Origin of the sequence: Mycobacterium sp. SMC-11 (assembly GCF_046250095.1) — a bacterium.
Classification (GTDB): Bacteria; Actinomycetota; Actinomycetes; order Mycobacteriales; family Mycobacteriaceae; genus Mycobacterium; species Mycobacterium heraklionense_A.
Window position 1 is genome coordinate 4,560,426 of sequence record NZ_CP176430.1, and the last position, 19,591, is coordinate 4,580,016.

Sequence of the window (19,591 nt, forward strand, 5' to 3'; positions counted from 1 at the left end):
CGTCGGCAAATCTAATGGGGGGCCAGGTTAGCAGCGGCAGATTCTTAGTCAACCCCTAATTCTGTGAGGATCCAGCGAGGTGCCGACAACGATTGTTTTCAGCGCTTTGACCAGTCACTATGAGAAAATCGCTGTTGCGTAGTGAACGTCCGGTGGCACATTCACAGCTTATATACATCACTTATATTTTTCTCAGATTAGGTAAAACTACCTACGCCTTGTTTGCCAGAGGGCGGACGCGACGGCGCACCTGTCGTCCGAAGGCCCCAATGCCATCACGGCCCGATCCAAGGACCGGGCCGTGATGGGTGCACAGGGTAGTTAGAGGCGCCCCCGCTACGGGTTGTTCGCGCCGTTCTGACCGCTATCACCGGTCACGCCATTGGGCTGACCGTCCTGGCCGGCTTGGCCGTTGCCGCCGGTGCCGCCGGTGGTGGCGCTGTTTCCACCGTTGCCGCCGGCACCACCGGCACCGCCGTCTCCGTTGCCTTCAACCCCGACCGAACCGCCGTCACCACCATTGCCGCCGACACCATCTCCGCCGACGCTCGCATTGCCGACGCCGCCAGCACCACCGGCACCGCCAACGGCGCCGATGCCTCCGTCGCCGCCGTCGCCACCAGCCCCGCCCGTACCGTCGGCGTCGATGGACAAGCCCGCGATGAGGATTGATTCGACGTTGCCACGGCCGCCAGCGCCGCCGTTGCCGCCGAGGCTGCCATCACTGCCGTTGTAGCCGCCGTCGCCGCCCGCACCACCGGTGGCGGTCCCGCTCACGGAGATTCCCGGCGAGTGGCCCTGTACCGATCCAGTACCACCGTTACCGCCGTTACCGCCGTTACCTGCGCCGCCGTCGCCACCGATGCCGGTGCCGGTAGCGGTGCCCCCGGCATTCCAGGACACCACTTGGGCATTACCACCGTTGCCACCGGTGGCGCCGTTTGTGCCGCCGCCGCCGAGGCCACCGACAGCGATGCCGTCGTTAACGGTGGCCTGGTCGATGGCGAGGATCTGGGTGTTACCGCCGTTGCCGCCGGTGCCGCCATCGGTTCCGGTACCGCCGAGGCCACCGGTAGCGCTGCCGCCATTGACGGCTTCACCGTTCCCACCTTGGACAAGGGCAGTCCCGCCGTTGCCACCACTGCTGCCGACCCCGTCGCCGGCGCCGCCGTCGCCACCAGTGGCGGTGACATCGTGGACGGTGTTGTCGGGGTACGTAAGTCCGTCATATCCGCCGGTGACCCAGCCCCAGCCGCCATCACCGCCGGCGCCGCCATTTGTGCCGGCACCGCCGGCGCCGCCGCTGGCAACAGCGTTGGTAACGGTGGTGCCTGCTCCAGCCGCATAGACACCGGATTCACCGCCAGTTCCGCCGGTGCCGCCATCGCTGCCGTTGCCGCCGCTGCCGCCGGTGGCTGTGGAGTCGATTACGGCGGCCCCCTGGACCGCCTCGATATCGGCCGCACCGCCGTTGCCGCCCACACCGCCATTGGCGTCACCGGCTCCGGCATTGCCGCCGGCCGCGGTGCTGCCGTCCACCGTGCTGTTCGCACCGTCGGCAGAGACGGTGGCGCTACCGCCGACAGCCGTGTCGCTGTTGTGGCCGCCGATCGCGTGACTGTCGGAAATGCTGCCGCCGTCGGTGGCGCTGACCGTGGCATAGCCGCCTAGACCACCCGAACCGCCATCGGCACCGACGGCACTGCTGTCGGTGATGGTGCCGTTGATCGCCTCAACCTGGCCGATTCCGCCCTGGTTGTGGGTGCTGAGATCGCCGGCCGCATTCTCACCGGCGTCACCGCCAATAGCGGTGCTGCCAGAGATGTCGCCGCCGCTGCCGGCGTCACCGAACGTCCCGGCAAAGACATATGCCTGACCGCCGAGGGCGCCCTGACCGCCATCGGCGCCGGAGCCGCCGGCACCAGCTGTCGCAGTGCTATCAGTGGCTTGGCTACCGGTCGCGTTGGCAGCGATCCTGCCCTGACCACCGGCACCACCGTGACCACCATTGCCAGCAGCACCACCATCACCACCAGTGGCGGTCCCGCTGGCCGCGCTGTTGACACCGAATGCCTGGATATTGCCGATGGTGCCGTTCCCGCCGACACTGCCCGCACCTGTGGCGTCGCCACCATTGCCGCTCTGCCCAGTACCGCCCGCATGGGCCCCCGCGGCGAACGCCCCAACCTGACCGGCGCTGCCATTACCGCCGGTAGCACCAAGCAATCCGGCGCCGCCATTGCCACCGATACCGGAACCATCCGCTACCGCGCCATTGCCGCCGGCCACCACACTGCCGGTGCCGCCGTTGCCGCCGTGGCCACCACCGGTAGCAGCACCTCCGTGCCCACCGGTACCGAAACCACTTGCCGCACCGTCATTTCCACCAATGCCCGGCCGGACAAAGCCACCCTGGATATTGCCGCTGCCGCCGTTGCCTCCGACACTGCCGGCACCGTCCGCGCTACCACCATCACCACCGGCGCCTGCGCCAGTCGCGCTGCCTCCGGTGCCGCCCTGCAGCCCGGCGGTGACCTCCGAGTAGCCACCCGCACCGCCGTGTCCACCATTGGCACCCGATCCGCCGTCACCGCCGGTAGCGGTGGCGTCGCTGACCGTGCCGCCCTGGCTCGCCCCGACCAGAGCGTCGCCGCCCTTGCCGCCAACACCGCCGTTGGTGTCGCCCGCACCGGCATTACCGCCGGTCGCGGTGCTGCCATCCACACTGCTGTTCGCGCCGTCGGCCGAGACCGTTGCCTTGCCGCCAACAGCACTGTCGCTGTTGTGGCCGCCGATCGCGTGGCTGTCGGAGATGCTGGCCCCGTCGGTAGCGCTCACCGTGGCATAACCGCCCGGGCCCCCGGACCCACCGTCAGCACCAGTGGCACTGCTGCCGGAGATGCTGGAGCCGTCGTCGGCCGTCATGGTCACGTATCCACCGGCCCCGCCGTCGCCGGCGATAACCTGCGAATCAGTGATCGTCGAGCCATTCGTGGCGGACAGATCGGCACTACCGCCTACCGCAGTGCCGTTCGCGTCGCCACCTTCGACCGTGACGCCATCGATCTGGTCACCCCCGGTGGTGTTGACAGAACGGCTGCCGGTGACCAGGTTCCCCCGGCCTCCGCCACCGCCGGTGACGCCGGCCGTACTGCTGTCACCGCCCCTGGCGCCGCTGACCGAACTGTCGGTAATGCTGCTGTTGGCGCCGCTGGTGCCGGGGCTGCCCGGGCCCGCGGCGGTTTGCATCACGCCGGTGCCGCCGGCGCCGCCGATGCCGCCGTTACTGCCGGCACCGCCGTCACCGCCGGTAGCGGTGGCATTGGAGATGGTGCTGTCCTGACTCAGGGCCTGAGCCCAGCCGGTACCGCCGTTGCCACCCTTGCTGCCGTCACCCGTACCGGTGCCGCCGTTACCGCCGTGGCCGGTACCGCTGGCGTGCGAACCGCTGTTCAAGACGGTGATCTGTCCGGTGGCTCCGTTGCCTCCGGTGCCGCCGTCCAGCCCATCGCCACCGTTGCCACCGATGCCGGTTCCGTTGGACGTCGACCCCGTTCCGCCGGCGATGACACCGCCGGAGCCGGCATTGCCGCCGGTCCCGCCGCCGGTGGCGTCACCTCCGGTTCCGCCGGTCGCGGTGCCACTGGCGGTACCTCCGGGTCCACCCTGGCCGAGGTAGGTCTGCTGGTAGCCGCTTCGGATCGTCCCGGAGCCGCCGTTACCGCCTGTGCTATCCGCACCAGTGCCGGTTCCGCCCGCGCCGCCGTTGGCAGTGCCAGAAGAAGTGCCGCCCATCGTCGCAGCATCACCACCGGTTGTCGTTATCTCGGCCGCGCCACCGTGGCCGCCGGTGCCACCGTTCACTCCGTTGCCACCGGTTCCGCCGGTAGCGGTGGTGCTGGCACCACCGGTGACGCTTCCGCCCAGTTTCGCGTCGATGAGCCCGGCGCCACCGTCACCGCCGGTACCGCCGTTGATCCCGCCGTTGCCACCGTTGCCGCCGGTAGCTGCGCCGTTCGCACTGCTGCCTGGTCCGAACGCGGAGACTTTGCCCTGACCACCGGTGCCACCGTGGCCACCGGCTGCCGTGGCAGTGCCCGCACCGCCGGTTCCGCCGTCGCCACCGGTGGCAGTTCCGCTCGCGGAGGCGCCGCCGTTGGTGAAGACGCTGCCGCCACCGCCGCCGCCACCGCCGCCACCGCCGTAGCCCGGCCCGCTGGTAGTGCCTTGAGCGCCGGCGCCACCCGCACCGCCGCTGCCGCCACTTCCACCGGTGCCGTTGCTGGCGCCGTCACCACCGGCCCCGCCGGCACCACCGTTGCCGTCGACGCTGCCGTGGGTGCCTGTCCCGCCCATGCCGCCGGTGCCGCCCCTGCCGCCGGCCTGGGCGTCGCCGAACAAGTTGTACGTGCTGATGCCCTTGCCGCCTTGGCCACCGGCACCACCCGTACCTCCTGCCGAAGACCCATTCGTCCCGCTGGCGCCGGTACCGGTGCCGCTACCGTTGGCGCCACCGGCGCCCCCGGTACCGGCCGTGCCGCCGTCACCACCGGCCCCGCCGTTGCCACCGTTGCCGGCAACCGCATTGCTGCCCCCGCCGGCACCCTTACCGCCGGCACCACCGGTTCCGCCGTTGGCATCACCTCCGTTGCCGCCCTGACCGCCCGAGCCGTCGGTGGCCGTGGTGCCGTTCGTTGAGGTTCCCGCTGCGCCGCCGGCACCACCGACACCACCATTGCCCGCGACGCCACCGTCATCGCCCGTACCGCCATTGCCTCCGTCAGCACCGCTGCCGACCACAGCGTTGTCACCGGCGTCGCCGGTCGCGCCGTTCGCGTTACCACCATTGCCGCCAACGCCTCCGTTACCACCGGCACCGGCATCGGCTCCGGCACCCGCAGCGCCCGCACTGGCGAACCAACCGCCTGCGCCGCCCGCACCGGCCTTGCCCGCGTCACCGCCGGCGCCGCCGGACCCACCGTTACCACCGGTGGCGGCATTGCCGAGTAGGCCGGCGTCGTGCCCGGCGGCACCGCCGCCACCCTCGCCGCCCGCGGCACCATTCCCCGCCGCGCCGCCCTTGCCGCCGGCGCCGAAGAAGGTCGAGCCCCTACCACCGGCACCACCGTTGCCGCCGTTACCGCCGGCCTGCCCGGAACCGCCGTTGCCGTCGCCGGTGACAAAGCTGCCGAGAGCGCCTGCGGCCCCGGCCAATCCATCACCACCATGGCCGCCGATACCGGGCGTACTGAACAGACCCCACTGGGCGGCGTCACCGCCAGCGCCACCGGCACCACCATCACCACCCGCGGTGACCGCGTTAACTCCATCGCCCCCGGCGCCACCGTGACTGAACCAGGCGAAGGGGCCGGCGGCACCACCATCGCCACCGGCACCACCGTCGTAGCCGGAGCCACCGTCGCCGCCGTTACCACCGAACAGGCCGCCCTGCCCGCCGGAGCCGCCGTCGTCAATGCCGCCCGTACCGTCCGAGTCCCAGCCCGTACCGCCGCTGCCGAAGATCCAGCCGCCGGCCCCACCATCCGGGTGGGCGGCAGTGCCGTCCGCTCCGTCACCGAACGGCATCAGCCAATTGATCTCGCTCCAATTGAACGACGCGTCCGAGGCACCCGGAAGATCAACCGAGGCGGCCCCAATACCGGCCAGATTCAGATCCGCCAGGATCGCATCCCACATTGCCGGCTCGCCGAGACCGTCGAAGAAGGGCGTCCAACTAGCCGGATCGAGAACCACCGCCCAGGCGGCCTGGTCGCCCCAATCGGCACCCAGGTCGGCGACGGCGTTACCCAGGTCGGCACCGAACAGATCCACCCACACATCGTCGAAATCGGCGTGCGCGGCCGGCGCCACCGCCCACGGCCCCAGCCCGAAGGCGAGGAACGCACCGACCGCGGTCCCGGCACCAAAGACACAGTTGCGACGACCCTTAGATCCACCCTGACGATGACTAGCCATGACAGCTTCCCCCTTAACTGCTGCACAATGCGGGCACAGCATTCGCATTGGGAAACTACGTTAACAGCGATTCGGTAGCAGTCAACCCCAGTACACTCTGACAGACCAATGGTCGATATTTACGCTTGTGAACCCTAATTACGGTTAGTCGTCCTCTGTAAATCAACTTACAACTAGTGTTGTCAATTGCATCCCCACAGGTTGCTAACAGCTAAGCGTCGCACCCACATGCTCTCAGCAACAGAATCGAGCGCTCGGTGTGTTTGCTGGCAGGTGCGGACTCGGGGAGCAGCGGCCACCGATCGGGTCGCCTAAGGACGCCAGGTGCAGGCCACCAGCGGCCACGTCGCCGGACCGGCCCGGCTCCCACCATTCGGGGAACGACTCCAACGGCGTGCCGGCCCAGACGGCGACAGAAGGGCGACGGCCTCAGCTGCGGCACCGGCCGTAGAGCTTCGACCGTTTGGGTCGGGACTTCGCGACTTCCCGCGCGATTCCAGTGTCGCTATTACTGGCCGGTAACACTTCGTCACCAGTAGCGATAAGTGCAACGGTTGGTAATAAGAACGGGCATTCTCCCCCCTTTTTCCCACCAGAAAAAGCGACGCGGCCACCCCGTTACCGGGGCGGCCGCGTCGGTCTGTCGGAACCGAATCAGCCGTTGGGGCCCGATCCGTTCGGGCCATTGCCGCCGTGGCCGCCGTCGCCGCCAAGGCCCAGGTTGCCACCGTCACCACCGGCGCCACCGGCACCGCCGGTCCCGGATGTACCGGTGTTGTTCCAGCCGTCACCGCCGTTGCCGCCATTGCCGACCGGGCCGCCGGGCACGCTGCCCGCACTGCCCGCCGTAGCGTTGCCGGAACCGGTCCCGGCGGTGCCGCCTGCGGCGCTCGGGTAAGCGACATCGCCGCCGTCGCCGCCATCGCCGCCCTTGTGGTTGGTGGCATCGCCGTTGGCTCCGGCACCGCCGTTACCCGCGGTGCCCCCGGCGCCGCCGTTGCCGCCGTTGCCGCCCGCTCCCAGGCTGCCCGTGGTGCCGTGCGCCGCGGTCCCACCGAGGCCACCGTTACCGCCGTTGCCGCCCTGACCGCCGATGGCACCGTCACCACCGTCTTGGCCGTTGTTGGCCTGACCGGCAACTCCAGAGGCCACCGCGCCGGCAGCACCGTTCATGCCGCTGCCGCCCTGGCCGCCGTCGGCTCCCGAACCACCGGCGCCACCTGCGCCACCGTTGCCGGACAAGGCACCGCCGAGTCCGCCCGCACCGCCGTTGCCGCCCGCGCCGCCGTCCTGGCCGTTGAGGCCGGAACCGCCCGCGACGGTGGCGCTGAGCCCGGCCACGCCCGCCGTGCCGCTACCGCCGGCGCCACCGTCGCCACCGTTGCCGATCGCACCGCCGTTGCCGCCCTTGCCGCCGGCACCACCCGAAGCACCCGTCACCGCGTTCGGGTCGTGCGACGGGTCATATCCGGCGCCGCCATTGCCACCGTTGCCCGACGGGCCGATGGCCTGGGTTCCGTTCGCCCCGTCGGCCCCGTCGGTGCCCCCGGCACCGGCCGTGGTTCCGGCCGCGCCGCCGTTGCCGCCGGTGCCGGCGATGCTGCCCGGGTCACCGCCGTTACCGCCGTTGCCGCCGTTGGGGGTGCTGGCGTCACCGGCGGCGCCGTCGCCGCCCTGGCCGCCCTCGCCCGCGGTGCCGGCGCTGCCGCCGTTGCCGCCGTTGCCATTGGTGCCGACGGTGCCGTGGCTGGTGGCGCCGGCACTTCCGCCGGCTCCACCGCTGCCGCCGGATCCGGCTTCACCGCCGTTGCCGCCGTTGCCGCCGCTCGCGCCGGCCACCGATCCGGTGCTGGCGTCATACCCGGCGCCACCGGTCCCGCCGGCACCGCCGGCCCCACCGTTGCCACCGTTGCCGCCGTTGCCGGCCACGTTGGCCGCCAGCGAACCGCCGTTGCCGCCCGCACCGCCCTTGCCGCCGTTGCCACCGGCCAAGCCTTGACCGCCGGCACCACCGTTCGGGTCTGCGAGGGTGCCCGCGGTCCCGGCCGCGCCGGTCCCGCCGACGCCGGTCTTACCGTCACCGCCGACGCCGCCGTTGCCACCATTGCCGATGTTGCCGCCGTTGCCGCCGGCTCCACCGTTACCGCCGCTGGTTCCGCCGGCGGCACCGACGTCGGTGGCGGCGTTGTAGCCGTTGCCTCCCGTGCCGCCGTTACCGGCCGGGCCGGTGACTCCGGTGCCGTCGGACCCGTCACCGCCGTTGATGCCTCCGGTACCGCCGGTGCCGTGTGCACCACCGGCGCCGCCACTGCCCGCGGTGCCGGCGTTGCCACCCGCACCGCCGTTGCCGCCGTTGATGGTGACCGCGTCGCCGTCGCCGCCGTTGCCGCCGTCGCCCGGGGTGCCGGCGTTACCGCCCGCGCCGCCCGCGCCGCCGTTGCCGTTGGCACCCGCGGTCCCGTGAGCCGACGCGCCACCGTTGCCGCCGGCACCGCCGTAGCCACCGGCCTGGCCGTTGCCGCCGGAGCCACCGTCGGTTCCGACACCACTGGCCGTGGTGGCATTGGTGCCGGCCAGACCGTCGCCGCCGGAACCGCCCTTGCCGCCGGCCCCGCCGACACCGCCGGTGCCACCGTTGCCCGACGCGGAGCCGCCGACACCACCGTCGCCACCCCTACCGCCGTGGAAGCCCGCGGTGCCGTCGGTGCCGCTGATGTGGGCGACCGTGCCCTGGTTGCCGTCGACGCCGTCGCCACCGGAACCGCCGGAGCCGCCCGCTCCACCGTTGCCGATGTTGCCGCCGTCGCCGCCCTTACCGCCGTCGCCACCGACTCCGGTCGCATTGATGAAGCCGGCGCCACCGGCGCCGCCGTTGCCGGCCGGGCCGGTGGGGCTGCTGCCCGCGGCTCCGCCGGTCGCAGCGCCCGCGCCGGCACCGACCGCGCCGCCGGTTCCACCGGTGCTCGAGTTGCCCCCGGCTCCGCCGTTGCCGCCGTTGAGGTTCGCCGCGTCGCCGGCCGCACCGTCACCGCCGTTGCCGCCCGCCGCGCCGTCGCCACCGGCCCCGCCGGACCCGGCTGCGCCCACCGCGCCGTCGGCTCCAGTACCGCCCGCGGCCACACCGCCGGCCGCACCTCCGTTGCCGCCCCGGCCGCCATTGCCGGCGACACCGGCGTCGCCGCCCTTCTCGCCAGAACCGTCACCGCTGTTGAGGTAGCTGCCGTTCACCCCGGCCGCGCCAGCGCCGGCGTTTCCGCCCTGGGCGCCCGCACCGCCGGTACCGCCGTTACCGCCATGCCCGGAGATGGAGCCGCCGAGACCACCCGCGCCGCCGTTGCCGCCGGACCCGCCGTCGGTACCGCTGGTGCCGTTGTCTCCTGCGACCGTCGCAGCGACACCGTTGGTGCCGGCGACACCGTTGCCGCCAGCGCCGCCATCGCCACCGTTGCCGAGGTTGCCGCCGTCGCCACCGCGGCCGCCGTTGCCGCCGGAAGCGCCGGCCGCGCTGGAGGTGAAGCCGTCGCCACCACGGCCGCCGTTGCCGACCGCGCCAGTCACGCCGGCACCCGCTGCGCCGGTGCTGCCGGTGGTTGAACCCGTGCCGGCCGTTCCCGCGGCACCGCCTTGGCTGGAGTCACCACCGCGACCACCGTTGCCACCGTTGATGTTGTTCGCATCGCCGTTGGCGCCGGCGCCGCCATTGCCGCCCGCGGCACCGTCGCCACCGCTGCCCGCGTTGCCGCCGGCACCGGCCGCAGCGGAGCTACCGTTGCCGTTGGTGCCGCCCGCACCACCGTTACCGCCGCTACCGCCGGCGCCGGCCGTACCGGCGTTACCGCCGGCACCACCATTGCCGTCACCGGTGGCGAACGATCCGGCCGCACCAGTCACACCGGCCGCTGCGTCACCACCGTCGGCGCCCGAACCGCCATTGCCACCGACACCACCGGTCAGCGAGGTCAGGCCGGTACCGGCGTTGCCGCCCTTACCGCCCGTGCCACCCGAGCCACCGGCGGTCCCGGAGTTGCCATTGCCGTTGCCGTCGGTGCCGACGGCGTTGACGCCGGCCACACCGTCGCCACCAGCGCCACCGTTGCCACCGTTGCCCAGGTTGCCGCCGTCACCACCGGCACCACCGTTGCCGCCGGACGCGCCGGCCACGCCGGAGGTGAAGCCGTCACCGCCCCGACCGCCGTTGCCGGCCGGGCCGCTCACGCCCGCGCCCTGGGAGCCGGCGCTGCCCGTCGAGGAACCGGTGCCGGCCGTGCCCGCGGCACCGCCCTGGCTGGAGTCGCCACCGCGACCGCCGTTGCCGCCGTTGAGGTGCGACGCGTCGCCGTGGGCGCCCGCGCCGCCGTCACCGCCCACGGCGCCCGCGCCGCCACTACCGGCGTTGCCGCCGGCGCCAGTCGCCGCCGAGCTGCCGTCACCGTTGGTGCCACCGACACCACCATTGCCGCCGTTGCCGCCGGCGCCGGCCGTACCGGCGTTACCGCCGGCACCACCATTGCCGTCGCCGGAGGTGAATGAACCGGCCGCACCGGCCGCACCGGCCACGGCGTCGCCGCCGTCGGCGCCGGAACCACCGGCGCCGCCGATGCCACCGGTCAGGGTGCTCAGGCCGGTGCCGGCGTTGCCGCCCTTGCCACCGAAGCCTCCGGAGCCACCGCTGGTGCCGGAGTTGCCGTTGCCGTTTGCGTCGGTCCCGACGCCGTTGGTGCCGGCCACGCCGTTGCCGCCGGCACCGCCGTTGCCACCATTGCCGAGGTTGCCGCCGTCACCGCCGGCGCCACCGTTACCACCGGAGGCCCCGGCCACCGTGGAGGTGAAGCCGTTACCGCCGTCGCCGCCGTTGCCGCCGCTGGTCACCTGGCTGCCGGCGCCGCCGTGCAGGCCGGACGTGCCACCATTGCCGCCAGTGCCGGCGCTACCACCGGCGCCACCGGCACCTTCGATGCCGGCGTTGCCGCCGTTTCCGCCCTGACCGCCGTCGACATGGGTGGCATCGCCGTCGGCGCCCCGGCCGCCGTTACCGCCGGCGCCGGCGTCGCCGCCCTTGCCGCCCGCACCGCCGTTGCCGTTTCCACCGTTGCTGGTGGCACCGTTGCCCGCGTTGCCGCCGGCGCCGCCCTCGCCGCCGGTACCGCCGGCACCACCGTTGCCGCCGTTCTCCCCCGCACCGTCGTTGACGCCTTGCACGCCCGCCGCGCCGGTGTATCCGGCGCCGCCGGCACCACCGAGACCGCCCCGACCGCCGACACCACCGTCACCACCGGTTCCGGAGTTGGGGTTCAGGGCGTCACCGCCGACGCCGCCGGCACCACCCTTGCCGCCGGTACCACCGGCACCGCCCTGGCCGGCCTCCCAGCCGCCGGCGCCGCCCGCGCCGCCGTTGCCGCCGTTACCACCGGCACCACCCTTGCCGCCGTGGCCGTTCTCCAGCAGCACGCCACTGTTGCCGCCGCGACCGCCATCGCCGCCGTTGCCGCCGTTGCCACCGGTTCCGCCGTCGCCGACCGCGCCGGCGTTGCCACCAAGACCGCCGTTGCCGCCGGCGATGCTCAGCGCCTTGAAGCCCACGTCATTGGCGTGAGCGGCGTTGTAGGCCGCCACGTCGAAGCCGTTACCGCCGTTACCGCCGTTACCGCCGTGGCCGGCCGCCTGCCCGTCGACGCCACTGGCCGCACGCTCGGTGGTCGACCCACCGGTCAGGCCGCCCTGACCGCCGTGACCGATCGCGCCCGGATTTCCGCCGTCGGCGCCGCGGCCACCGCCGGTGTTGCCCGCAGTCCCTTCGGCCCCGTCGCCGCCGTTGCCGGCGATTCCGGCGTTGCCGCCGGCACCTCCCTGACCACCAAGGCCGTTGCCACCGGCCGACCCCAGGCTGGTGCCGGCACCGCCAAGACCACCCTGGCCGCCCTGGCCACCATTGGCGCCATCACCACCACCGGCACCATCACCACCATTGCCATTGCTGGCGGCCACATCCCAGTCACCGGCAGCACCGTCACCACCGCGGCCACCGTTTCCGCCGGCACCACCGACGCCGCCGACACCACCATTGCCACCATTGCCGAACAAGCCCGACGCCTTACCACCGGCACCACCATTGCCGCCGTTACCGCCCAGGACACCATTGCCACCGACCGCGCCCGCGCCGCTGCCTCCATTGGCCCAAACACCGGTGGCACCGGCTAGACCCGCCGCCCCCGCCGCGCCGATCCCACCGGCACCACCATTGCCGCCGGAACCGAACAACCAACCCGTGCCATCGCCACCATTACCGCCGGCGCCACCACCATCGCCGCCCACACCACCGGCACCGCCGACACCCATCCACCAACCGCCCGCACCACCATCACCACCGGCCAGGCCCGCCAGACCGGCACCACCGGCACCACCGTTACCGAACAGCCCTGCCGCGCCACCATCACCGCCGGCGACACCAGCACCACCGTCACCGAACAGCCAACCGCCCGCACCACCATTGCCGCCATCGACACCCTCGATGCCCGCAGCACCATTGCCGATGATGATCGAACCGAACCCGAACGTGTCATTGATGAACGAGTTGACCTCGATGCCCAACGGGCTCTCAATCCAATCGACCATCCCGGCATGCAGCGGTGTGTAGATGTAGGCCTCGACCAACGCGGTCAGATCGAACGGATCTGCACCGGCCATCCCCGCCGACGAATCGAACAACGACCCCCAGTCGAACACACCCGCCGTGTCCGCATCGGCACTCGGCCAGGCCGCCGGGTCGAACAGATCCAGCAGCCAATCGAACTCACCATCGGCCTGCGCTACCGGCACCGACACCAACGGCGTCACACCGAACGCCAAGAAGGCCGCCGCCGCCGAACCCGCACCCAGCACTCGACGACGCGAGCCTCCGATGTGCTTCCCGGCTCCGGTCTGCCGTGCGCCGTGACGCTTTCCAGTCATTTGCTGCCCCAAGTTCTCAAACGGTGGCCCAGTGCATGGGCCCATGGATGGTTGTGATGTTGTGCTCCGCTGACGCCGCGCCTGCTGCGCGGCCACAGTCAGCTCGGGAATCGATCCGCCACGGAAAATCCGCCGGGCGTCGAGCTATCCACCCATGTCATCGCGGTACTTACCTGAACCATCCGAATCCGGATGGACGCAGCTCGGGATACAGAGCGCTTCCTGTGCTTACAGGTGCTCGGCCCAGCTGCCCTGGCGCACCAGGGCAGCGATCTCATCGCGGACATCCGTTCACTCGACGACCTGACGCCTATCCGCCAGCCGTCGTGCCGGCGCTGCCGTCGCCGCCGCGCCCGCCGTCGCCACCGTTGCCCATGTTGCCGCCGTCGCCGCCGGCACCGCCCCGGCCGCCGGTGCCGGTTCCCGGCTGGCTGTAGCCGTCGCCGCCGTTACCGCCGTTACCGGACGGGCCGGCCGCCGGGGTGCCGCCGGCGCCCGCGGTACCGGCCGTGCCGCCGCCGCCGATCGTGGTGCCGGCCGCACCGCCCTGACCGCCGGTGCCCGCGACATTGCCGGCGTCACCACCATCGCCACCGTCGCCACCGTCGTGGGTGGTGGCATTGCCGTCGGCGCCGCGGCCGCCGTCGCCGCCCTGGCCGGCGCTGCCGGCATTGCCGCCCTTGCCGCCGTTGCCGTTGAGGCCGATGACGCTGCCGTTCTGCGCGGTTCCGGCGTTGCCGCCGGCACCTCCGGTTCCACCCGAGCCGGCCTCGCCGCCGTTGCCGCCGTCGCCGCCGTTGGTCCCGGCGACCGTCGCGCTGTAGCCCGCACCGCCGGTGCCGCCGGCACCACCGTCACCGCCCGTGCCGCCGTTGCCGCCATTGCCGGCGGTGTTGACGCTCAGCAGACCGCCATTACCGCCATTGCCGCCCGTGCCGCCGTTGCCGCCGGCATCGCCCTGAAGCCCGTTGCCGCCGTTGGGGTCGAGGGCAGTTCCGGCCGTACCGGCCGCGCCGGAGCCGCCGACACCCGTGGCCGCGCTGCCACCTGCTCCACCGTTGCCGCCGTTACCGGCCGAGCCACCGTTGCCGCCCGCGCCGCCCGCACCGCCGTCGGTGCCTGCAGTGGCGGCGGGGTCGGTGGCCGCGTTGTAGCCGTTGCCACCGTTGCCGCCGTTGCCCGACGCCGTGGTGACCGGGGTTCCGCTGGCGCCGTGTGCGCCGTCGATGCCACCGGTGCCACCGGTGCCGTGCGCGCCACCGGCACCGCCAGTGCCGGCGACGTTGCCCGGGTCACCGCCGTTGCCGCCGTTGCCGCCGGTGGGGGTGGTGGCGTTGCCGTCAGCACCGTTGCCGCCGTTGCCGCCCTGTCCTGCGACACCGGCGTTACCGCCGGCCCCGCCGTTGCCGTTGGCACCCGCACTGGCCGCGCCGTTGATCGCACCGGCGTTACCGCCGGCGCCACCAGTGCCACCGGAGCCGGCCTCACCGCCGTTGCCGCCGTTGCCGCCATTGGTGCCGGCTGGCGCGCTGGGGTCGGCGGCGGCGTCATAGCCGGCTCCACCGGTGCCACCGTTGCCGCCTGCGCCACCGGCGCCGCCGGCGCCACCGTTTCCGGCGTGGTTGGCGGCGAGGCTGCCGCTGGCGCCGCCGGTGCCGCCCTTGCCGCCGTTGCCGCCGGATAGACCGGAACCGCCCGCGCCGCCATCGGGATGGGCTGCCGTGCCCGCGGTGCCGGCTGCGCCGGTCCCGCCGATTCCGGTGGCACCCGCACCGCCCTTGCCGCCGTCGCCGCCGTTGCCGTGCGAGCCACCGGCGCCACCTGCACCGCCGTTGCCACCGTTGCCGCCGTTCTCAGCGGAGCTGGTGGAGCTGAAGCCGTTACCGCCCTGGCCGCCGTTGCCGGCCGGACCGGTGATCGCGGTGCCGCCGGCCCCGGTGGTGCCATTCGTGCCGCCGGCACCACCGGTGCCGTGCGCGCCGGCCGATCCGCCGTTGCCGGCGGTGCCGACCTCGCCGCCCACGCCGCCCTTGCCGCCGTCGGGGTTGGTGGCGTCGCCGTCGGCGCCACGGCCGCCGTCGCCGGCCATGCCGGCGTTACCGCCACGCCCGCCGCTGCCGCCGTTACCGTTGGCGGCCGCGTTGCCCGAGGTGGAGGTGCCCGCGTTGCCGCCCTGACCGCCGGCGCCACCCTGACCACCGTTGCCGCCACTGCCGCCGTTGAGGCCGTCCGCACCGGCGGACGTCGCGTTGGCACCGTTGACGCCGTTGCCACCGTTGCCGCCGACACCACCATTGCCGGCGTTACCGCCGACGCCACCGACGGCGCCGGTACCGCCGGCACCACCGTTGCCACCCTGACCGCCGTTGGTGCCGGATTGGCCGCTGCCGGCGTTGACGCCGGTCAAGCCGTCGTAGCCGTTGCCGCCCTGACCGCCCGCGCCGCCATTGCCACCGTTACCGGAGGCCGCGTGCTGGGTGGTGCTGCCGGCGAGCAGACCACCCTGGCCACCGTTACCGCCCAAACCACCATTGCCGCCGGCAGTTCCGTCTATCCCCGCTGTCGTGCTGTTGGTGCCGTCGAAGCCCTTACCACCAGCGCCACCATTGCCGCCGACGCCCGCGGTGCCGTTGGCGCCGCTGGCCGCAGGCCCACTGGCTCCTTGGCCGCCGGCGCCACCGGAGCCGGCATTGCCGCCGTTGCCCCCCTGGCCGCCTGCCGTGCCGTCGTGGTCAGCCGCAGTGCCGTCAACGCCCGCACTGCCGGCCGCGCCCTTGCCACCGCTGCCGCCATTGCCACCGACACCACCGGCACCATGCTGGCCGGCCGTCGAACCGGTACCACCGGCGCCACCGTTTCCACCCTGACCGCCGTTGGTTCCGCTGACACCATCAGCACCCGGCGTCGCGCCGTCGGCACCGGTAAATCCGTTGCCGCCCTTACCACCCGCACCACCATTACCGCCGGTACCAGACGCCGCATGTTGAGTGGAGCTGCCCGCCAGCAGACCACCCAGACCACCGTTGCCACCCAAACCACCAGCGCCACCGGCAGTTCCGTCTACGCCCGCCTGCGTGCTGCTGGTGCCGTCAAGACCCTTACCGCCGGACCCGCCGTTACCGCCGACACCCGCGGTGCCGTTGGTACCGCTAGCCGCAGCACCGTCGGCGCCCTGACCACCGGCGCCACCGGCACCGGCGTTGCCACCATTGCCACCGTTGCCACCGGCCGTGCCGTCGTGGTTGCCCGACGTGCCATCGACACCCACGCTGCCGGCCGCGCCCTTGCCGCCGCTGCCGCCATTGCCGCCGACACCACCGGCACCGTGCACACCGGCCGTCGAGCCGGTACCACCGGCACCACCGTTTCCACCCTGACCGCCGTTGGTTCCGCTGACACCATCAGATCCGGGGGCAACGCCGTCGGCACCGGTAAATCCGTTGCCGCCCTTACCACCCGCACCACCATTACCGCCGGCACCCGAGGCAGCCCGGTCCGGGGAGCTGCCCGCCAGCAGACCACCCAGACCACCGTTGCCACCGCTACCGCCGCTACCGCCGGCCGTGCCGTCCACACCCGCCTGCGTGCTGTCGGTGCCGGCCAAGCCGCTACCGCCCTGGCCGCCGTTGCCGCCGAGGCCCGCGGTGCCATTGGTCCCGTTGGCTGCGTGGGTGCCGTTAGGGCCCTCGCCGCCGGCGCCGCCGAGTGCCGCGTTGCCGCCCCTGCCGCCGTTGCCGCCGGCCGTGCCGTCGTGGTTGGCCGAGGTGCCATCGACACCCGCGCTACCGGCTGCCCCATTGCCGCCGCTACCGCCATTGCCGCCGGCACCACCGGCACCGTGCGCACCGGCGGTCGAGCCGGTACCGCCGACACCACCATTACCGCCAGCACCACCATTGGTGCCGCTACCACCGTCAGCACCCGGCGTGAGGCCGTTGGTACCGGTAAATCCGTTGCCGCCCTTGGCTCCGGCGCCACCATCGCCGCCGGCACCCGAGGCGGCGCGGTCGGTGGTGCTGCCGGCCAGCAGACCGCCCTGACCGCCGTTGCCGCCGGCACCACCGTTGCCGCCGGCGGTGCCGTTCACAGCCGGCCCGGCGCCGTCCAGACCTGCAAGGCCGTTGCCGCCCTTGCCGCCGTTGCCGCCGAGGCCCGCGGTGCCATCGTTACCGCTGGCCGCGGGGCCATCGGCGCCCTGACCACCGGCGCCACCAGCGCCGGCGTTCCCGCCGTTGCCGCCGTTACCGCCGGCCGTGCCGTCGTGACTGTTCATAACGCCGTCGGTGCCGGCCTTACCGGCTGCACCGTTGCCGCCGCTACCGCCATTGCCGCCGACACCGCCGGCGCCCTGCTGGCCGGCCGTCGCGCCGGAACCGCCGGCGCCGCCGTTGCCCCCGGCACCGCCATTGGTGCCGCTGACGCCATCCGCGCCCGGCGTCGCGCCATCGACACCGGTAAATCCGTTGCCGCCCTTGGCTCCGGCGCCACCATCGCCACCGTTACCCGAGGCGGCACGGTCGGTGGTGCTACCCGCGAGCAGGCCACCCTGTCCACCGTTTCCGCCGACACCACCGCTGCCACCGGCGGTGCCGTCCACACCCGCCTGCGTGCTGTCGGTTCCGGCGAGTCCGTCACCGCCGTTGCCGCCGTTGCCGCCGAGGCCCGCGGTGCCGTCGTTGCCGCTGGCCGCGGGGCCGCCGGCGCCCTGGCCGCCGACACCGCCGGTGCCCGCGTTGCCGCCGTTGCCTCCGTTGCCACCGGCCGTGCCGTCGTGGTTGCTCGACGTGCCGTCGACGCCCGCATCACCGGCCGCACCGTCACCGCCGCTACCGCCATTGCCGCCGACACCTCCGGCACCCTGCTGGCCCGCGATGGAGCCGGTACCCCCGGTACCGCCGTTGCCCCCGGCACCACCGTTGCTGCCGCTCTCACCGTCCGCGCCGGCGCTCGCACCGGACACGCCGGTGTAGCCGTGGCCGCCCTGGCCGCCGGCACCACCGTCGCCACCGAAACCGGTAGCGGCGTAAGTAATTCCGTCGGCGTTCAAACCACCGGCGCCACCATTCCCACCGGCGCCACCGTCGGTGCCGGCGGTGCCGTCCACACCGGCTGTCGTGCTGCTGGTTCCGGCCGCTCCGGCGGCACCGTTGCCGCCGTTACCGCCGACGCCCGCGCTGCCATTGTCGCCGGCGTTGCCGCCCTTGCCGCCGTTGCCACCGGCGGTTCCCGCCGCCGCATTCGGGTCGGCAGCGGCGTCGTAACCATCGCCGCCTCGACCACCGGACGCGGCACCGGTCGATGCCTCGCCGCCGTTACCGGTCTGGCCGTCCACGCCACCGGTGCCGGCCTGACCGCCCGCCCCACCGATGCCGGCGGTTCCGGTGGCGCCACCGTTGCCGCCGTCGCCGCCGTGAAGGTTGATGGCAGTCCCGGCCGCACCCGCACCACCGTTACCGCCCACGCCGGAGTCACCACCGTCACCGCCGGCGCCACCGTCGCCACCGTGACCCGACGCACCGGCGCTGCCGTCCAGGCCGAACAGCGCACGGGTGACACCCGCGGCCCCGGCCGCCCCGGCCGCGCCACCGTTGCCGCCGGCACCACCGTTACCACCGTTGGAGCCCGCGGTGCCATCGCCACCGTTGCCGGAGCCACCGTCGGCGAACGTCCCGGCCACGCCATCGGTGCCGTCTTCGCCACCCAGACCCTGACCTCCGGCACCACCGGTGCCACCGTTTCCGGCCGCGCCACCCTGCCCGCCGGAGCCGTACAGCAGCGCCTTGGACGCCCCGCCGGCACCACCGCTGCCGCCGTTACCACCGTTACCGCCCACTCCGCCGTTGCCGCCGTCCACACCGGCAACACCGACCGCCCCGGCGATTCCCGCCAGTCCGTCGCCGCCAGCTCCGCCGTTGCCGCCGATGCCGAAGATCCAGCCCAGACCGGCGCCCCCGTCACCGCCATTACCGCCGGCGCCACCAACACCACCGGCGCCGCCGAACCCGGTCCAGGTGCCACCGTTACCGCCGTCACCGCCGTCGAAGCCGAGGCCCCCGGCCCCGCCGGCACCACCGTTGCCGAACATCCCGGCCGCGCCACCGTCACCACCGGCAACCCCGGTCAGCGAACCGTCATAGCCCGCACCGCCGTCTCCGAATAGCCAACCCCCGTCGCCACCATCGGGATTGAGCTCGGTGCCCGCAGCACCGTTGCCAATGATGATCGAACCGAACCCGAACCAGGTGTTGATGAAGTCATCCACCGGCTTGCCGATGAAGGGGTCGTTGATCCACGCCACCATCCCGGCGTGCATCGGCTCAAACAGGTACTGGCCCAGCAATCCGGTGATGCCGAACGGGTCGCCCAGCAGTGCCGCCGCCGAACCCGGCTCGGTATAAGCCGCACTCAGGGCGGTGCTGAGTTCATCGCCGGCGAACAGCTGATCCCAGTTGAAGCCCAAATCGCCTGTGTTGCCGTCAAACAACGTGCCCCAGGCGTTCGGGTCGAACAGGTCTTCCAGACCGAAGTCGGCCTGCGCCTGCGGCGCCATCCCCAGTGCCAGAAAGGTACTCACCGCACCGGCGGCACCGACGGTGCGACGACGTGCGCTGCCGCGGTTGACGTGGTGAGCTGCGCTGGAACGGTTACGTGCCATGGGAGTGACGCC

Annotated in this window: 3 protein-coding genes; all 3 read right to left on the minus strand. The window is 73.0% G+C overall.

Annotated elements, in window-relative coordinates; genetic code table 11:
* Positions 1–336 precede the first annotated feature (336 nt).
* The 3 genes from ACKY0X_RS21460 to ACKY0X_RS21470 all read right to left on the minus strand — a co-directional run bounded on the left by ACKY0X_RS21460 (position 337) and on the right by ACKY0X_RS21470 (position 19,579).
* Positions 337–5,976, minus strand: a complete 5,640-nt coding sequence (locus ACKY0X_RS21460; RefSeq protein WP_409427626.1) for a beta strand repeat-containing protein — start codon at positions 5,974–5,976, stop codon at positions 337–339.
* Positions 5,977–6,630: 654 nt separating this feature from the next.
* Positions 6,631–12,924 (minus strand): PE family protein, encoded by a 6,294-nt coding sequence (locus ACKY0X_RS21465; protein ID WP_409427627.1) that lies wholly within the window; start codon positions 12,922–12,924, stop codon positions 6,631–6,633.
* 310 nt (positions 12,925–13,234) lie between these two features.
* Positions 13,235–19,579, minus strand: a complete 6,345-nt coding sequence (locus ACKY0X_RS21470; protein WP_409427628.1) for a PGRS repeat-containing protein — start codon at positions 19,577–19,579, stop codon at positions 13,235–13,237.
* Between the last annotated feature and the right edge of the window lie 12 nt (positions 19,580–19,591).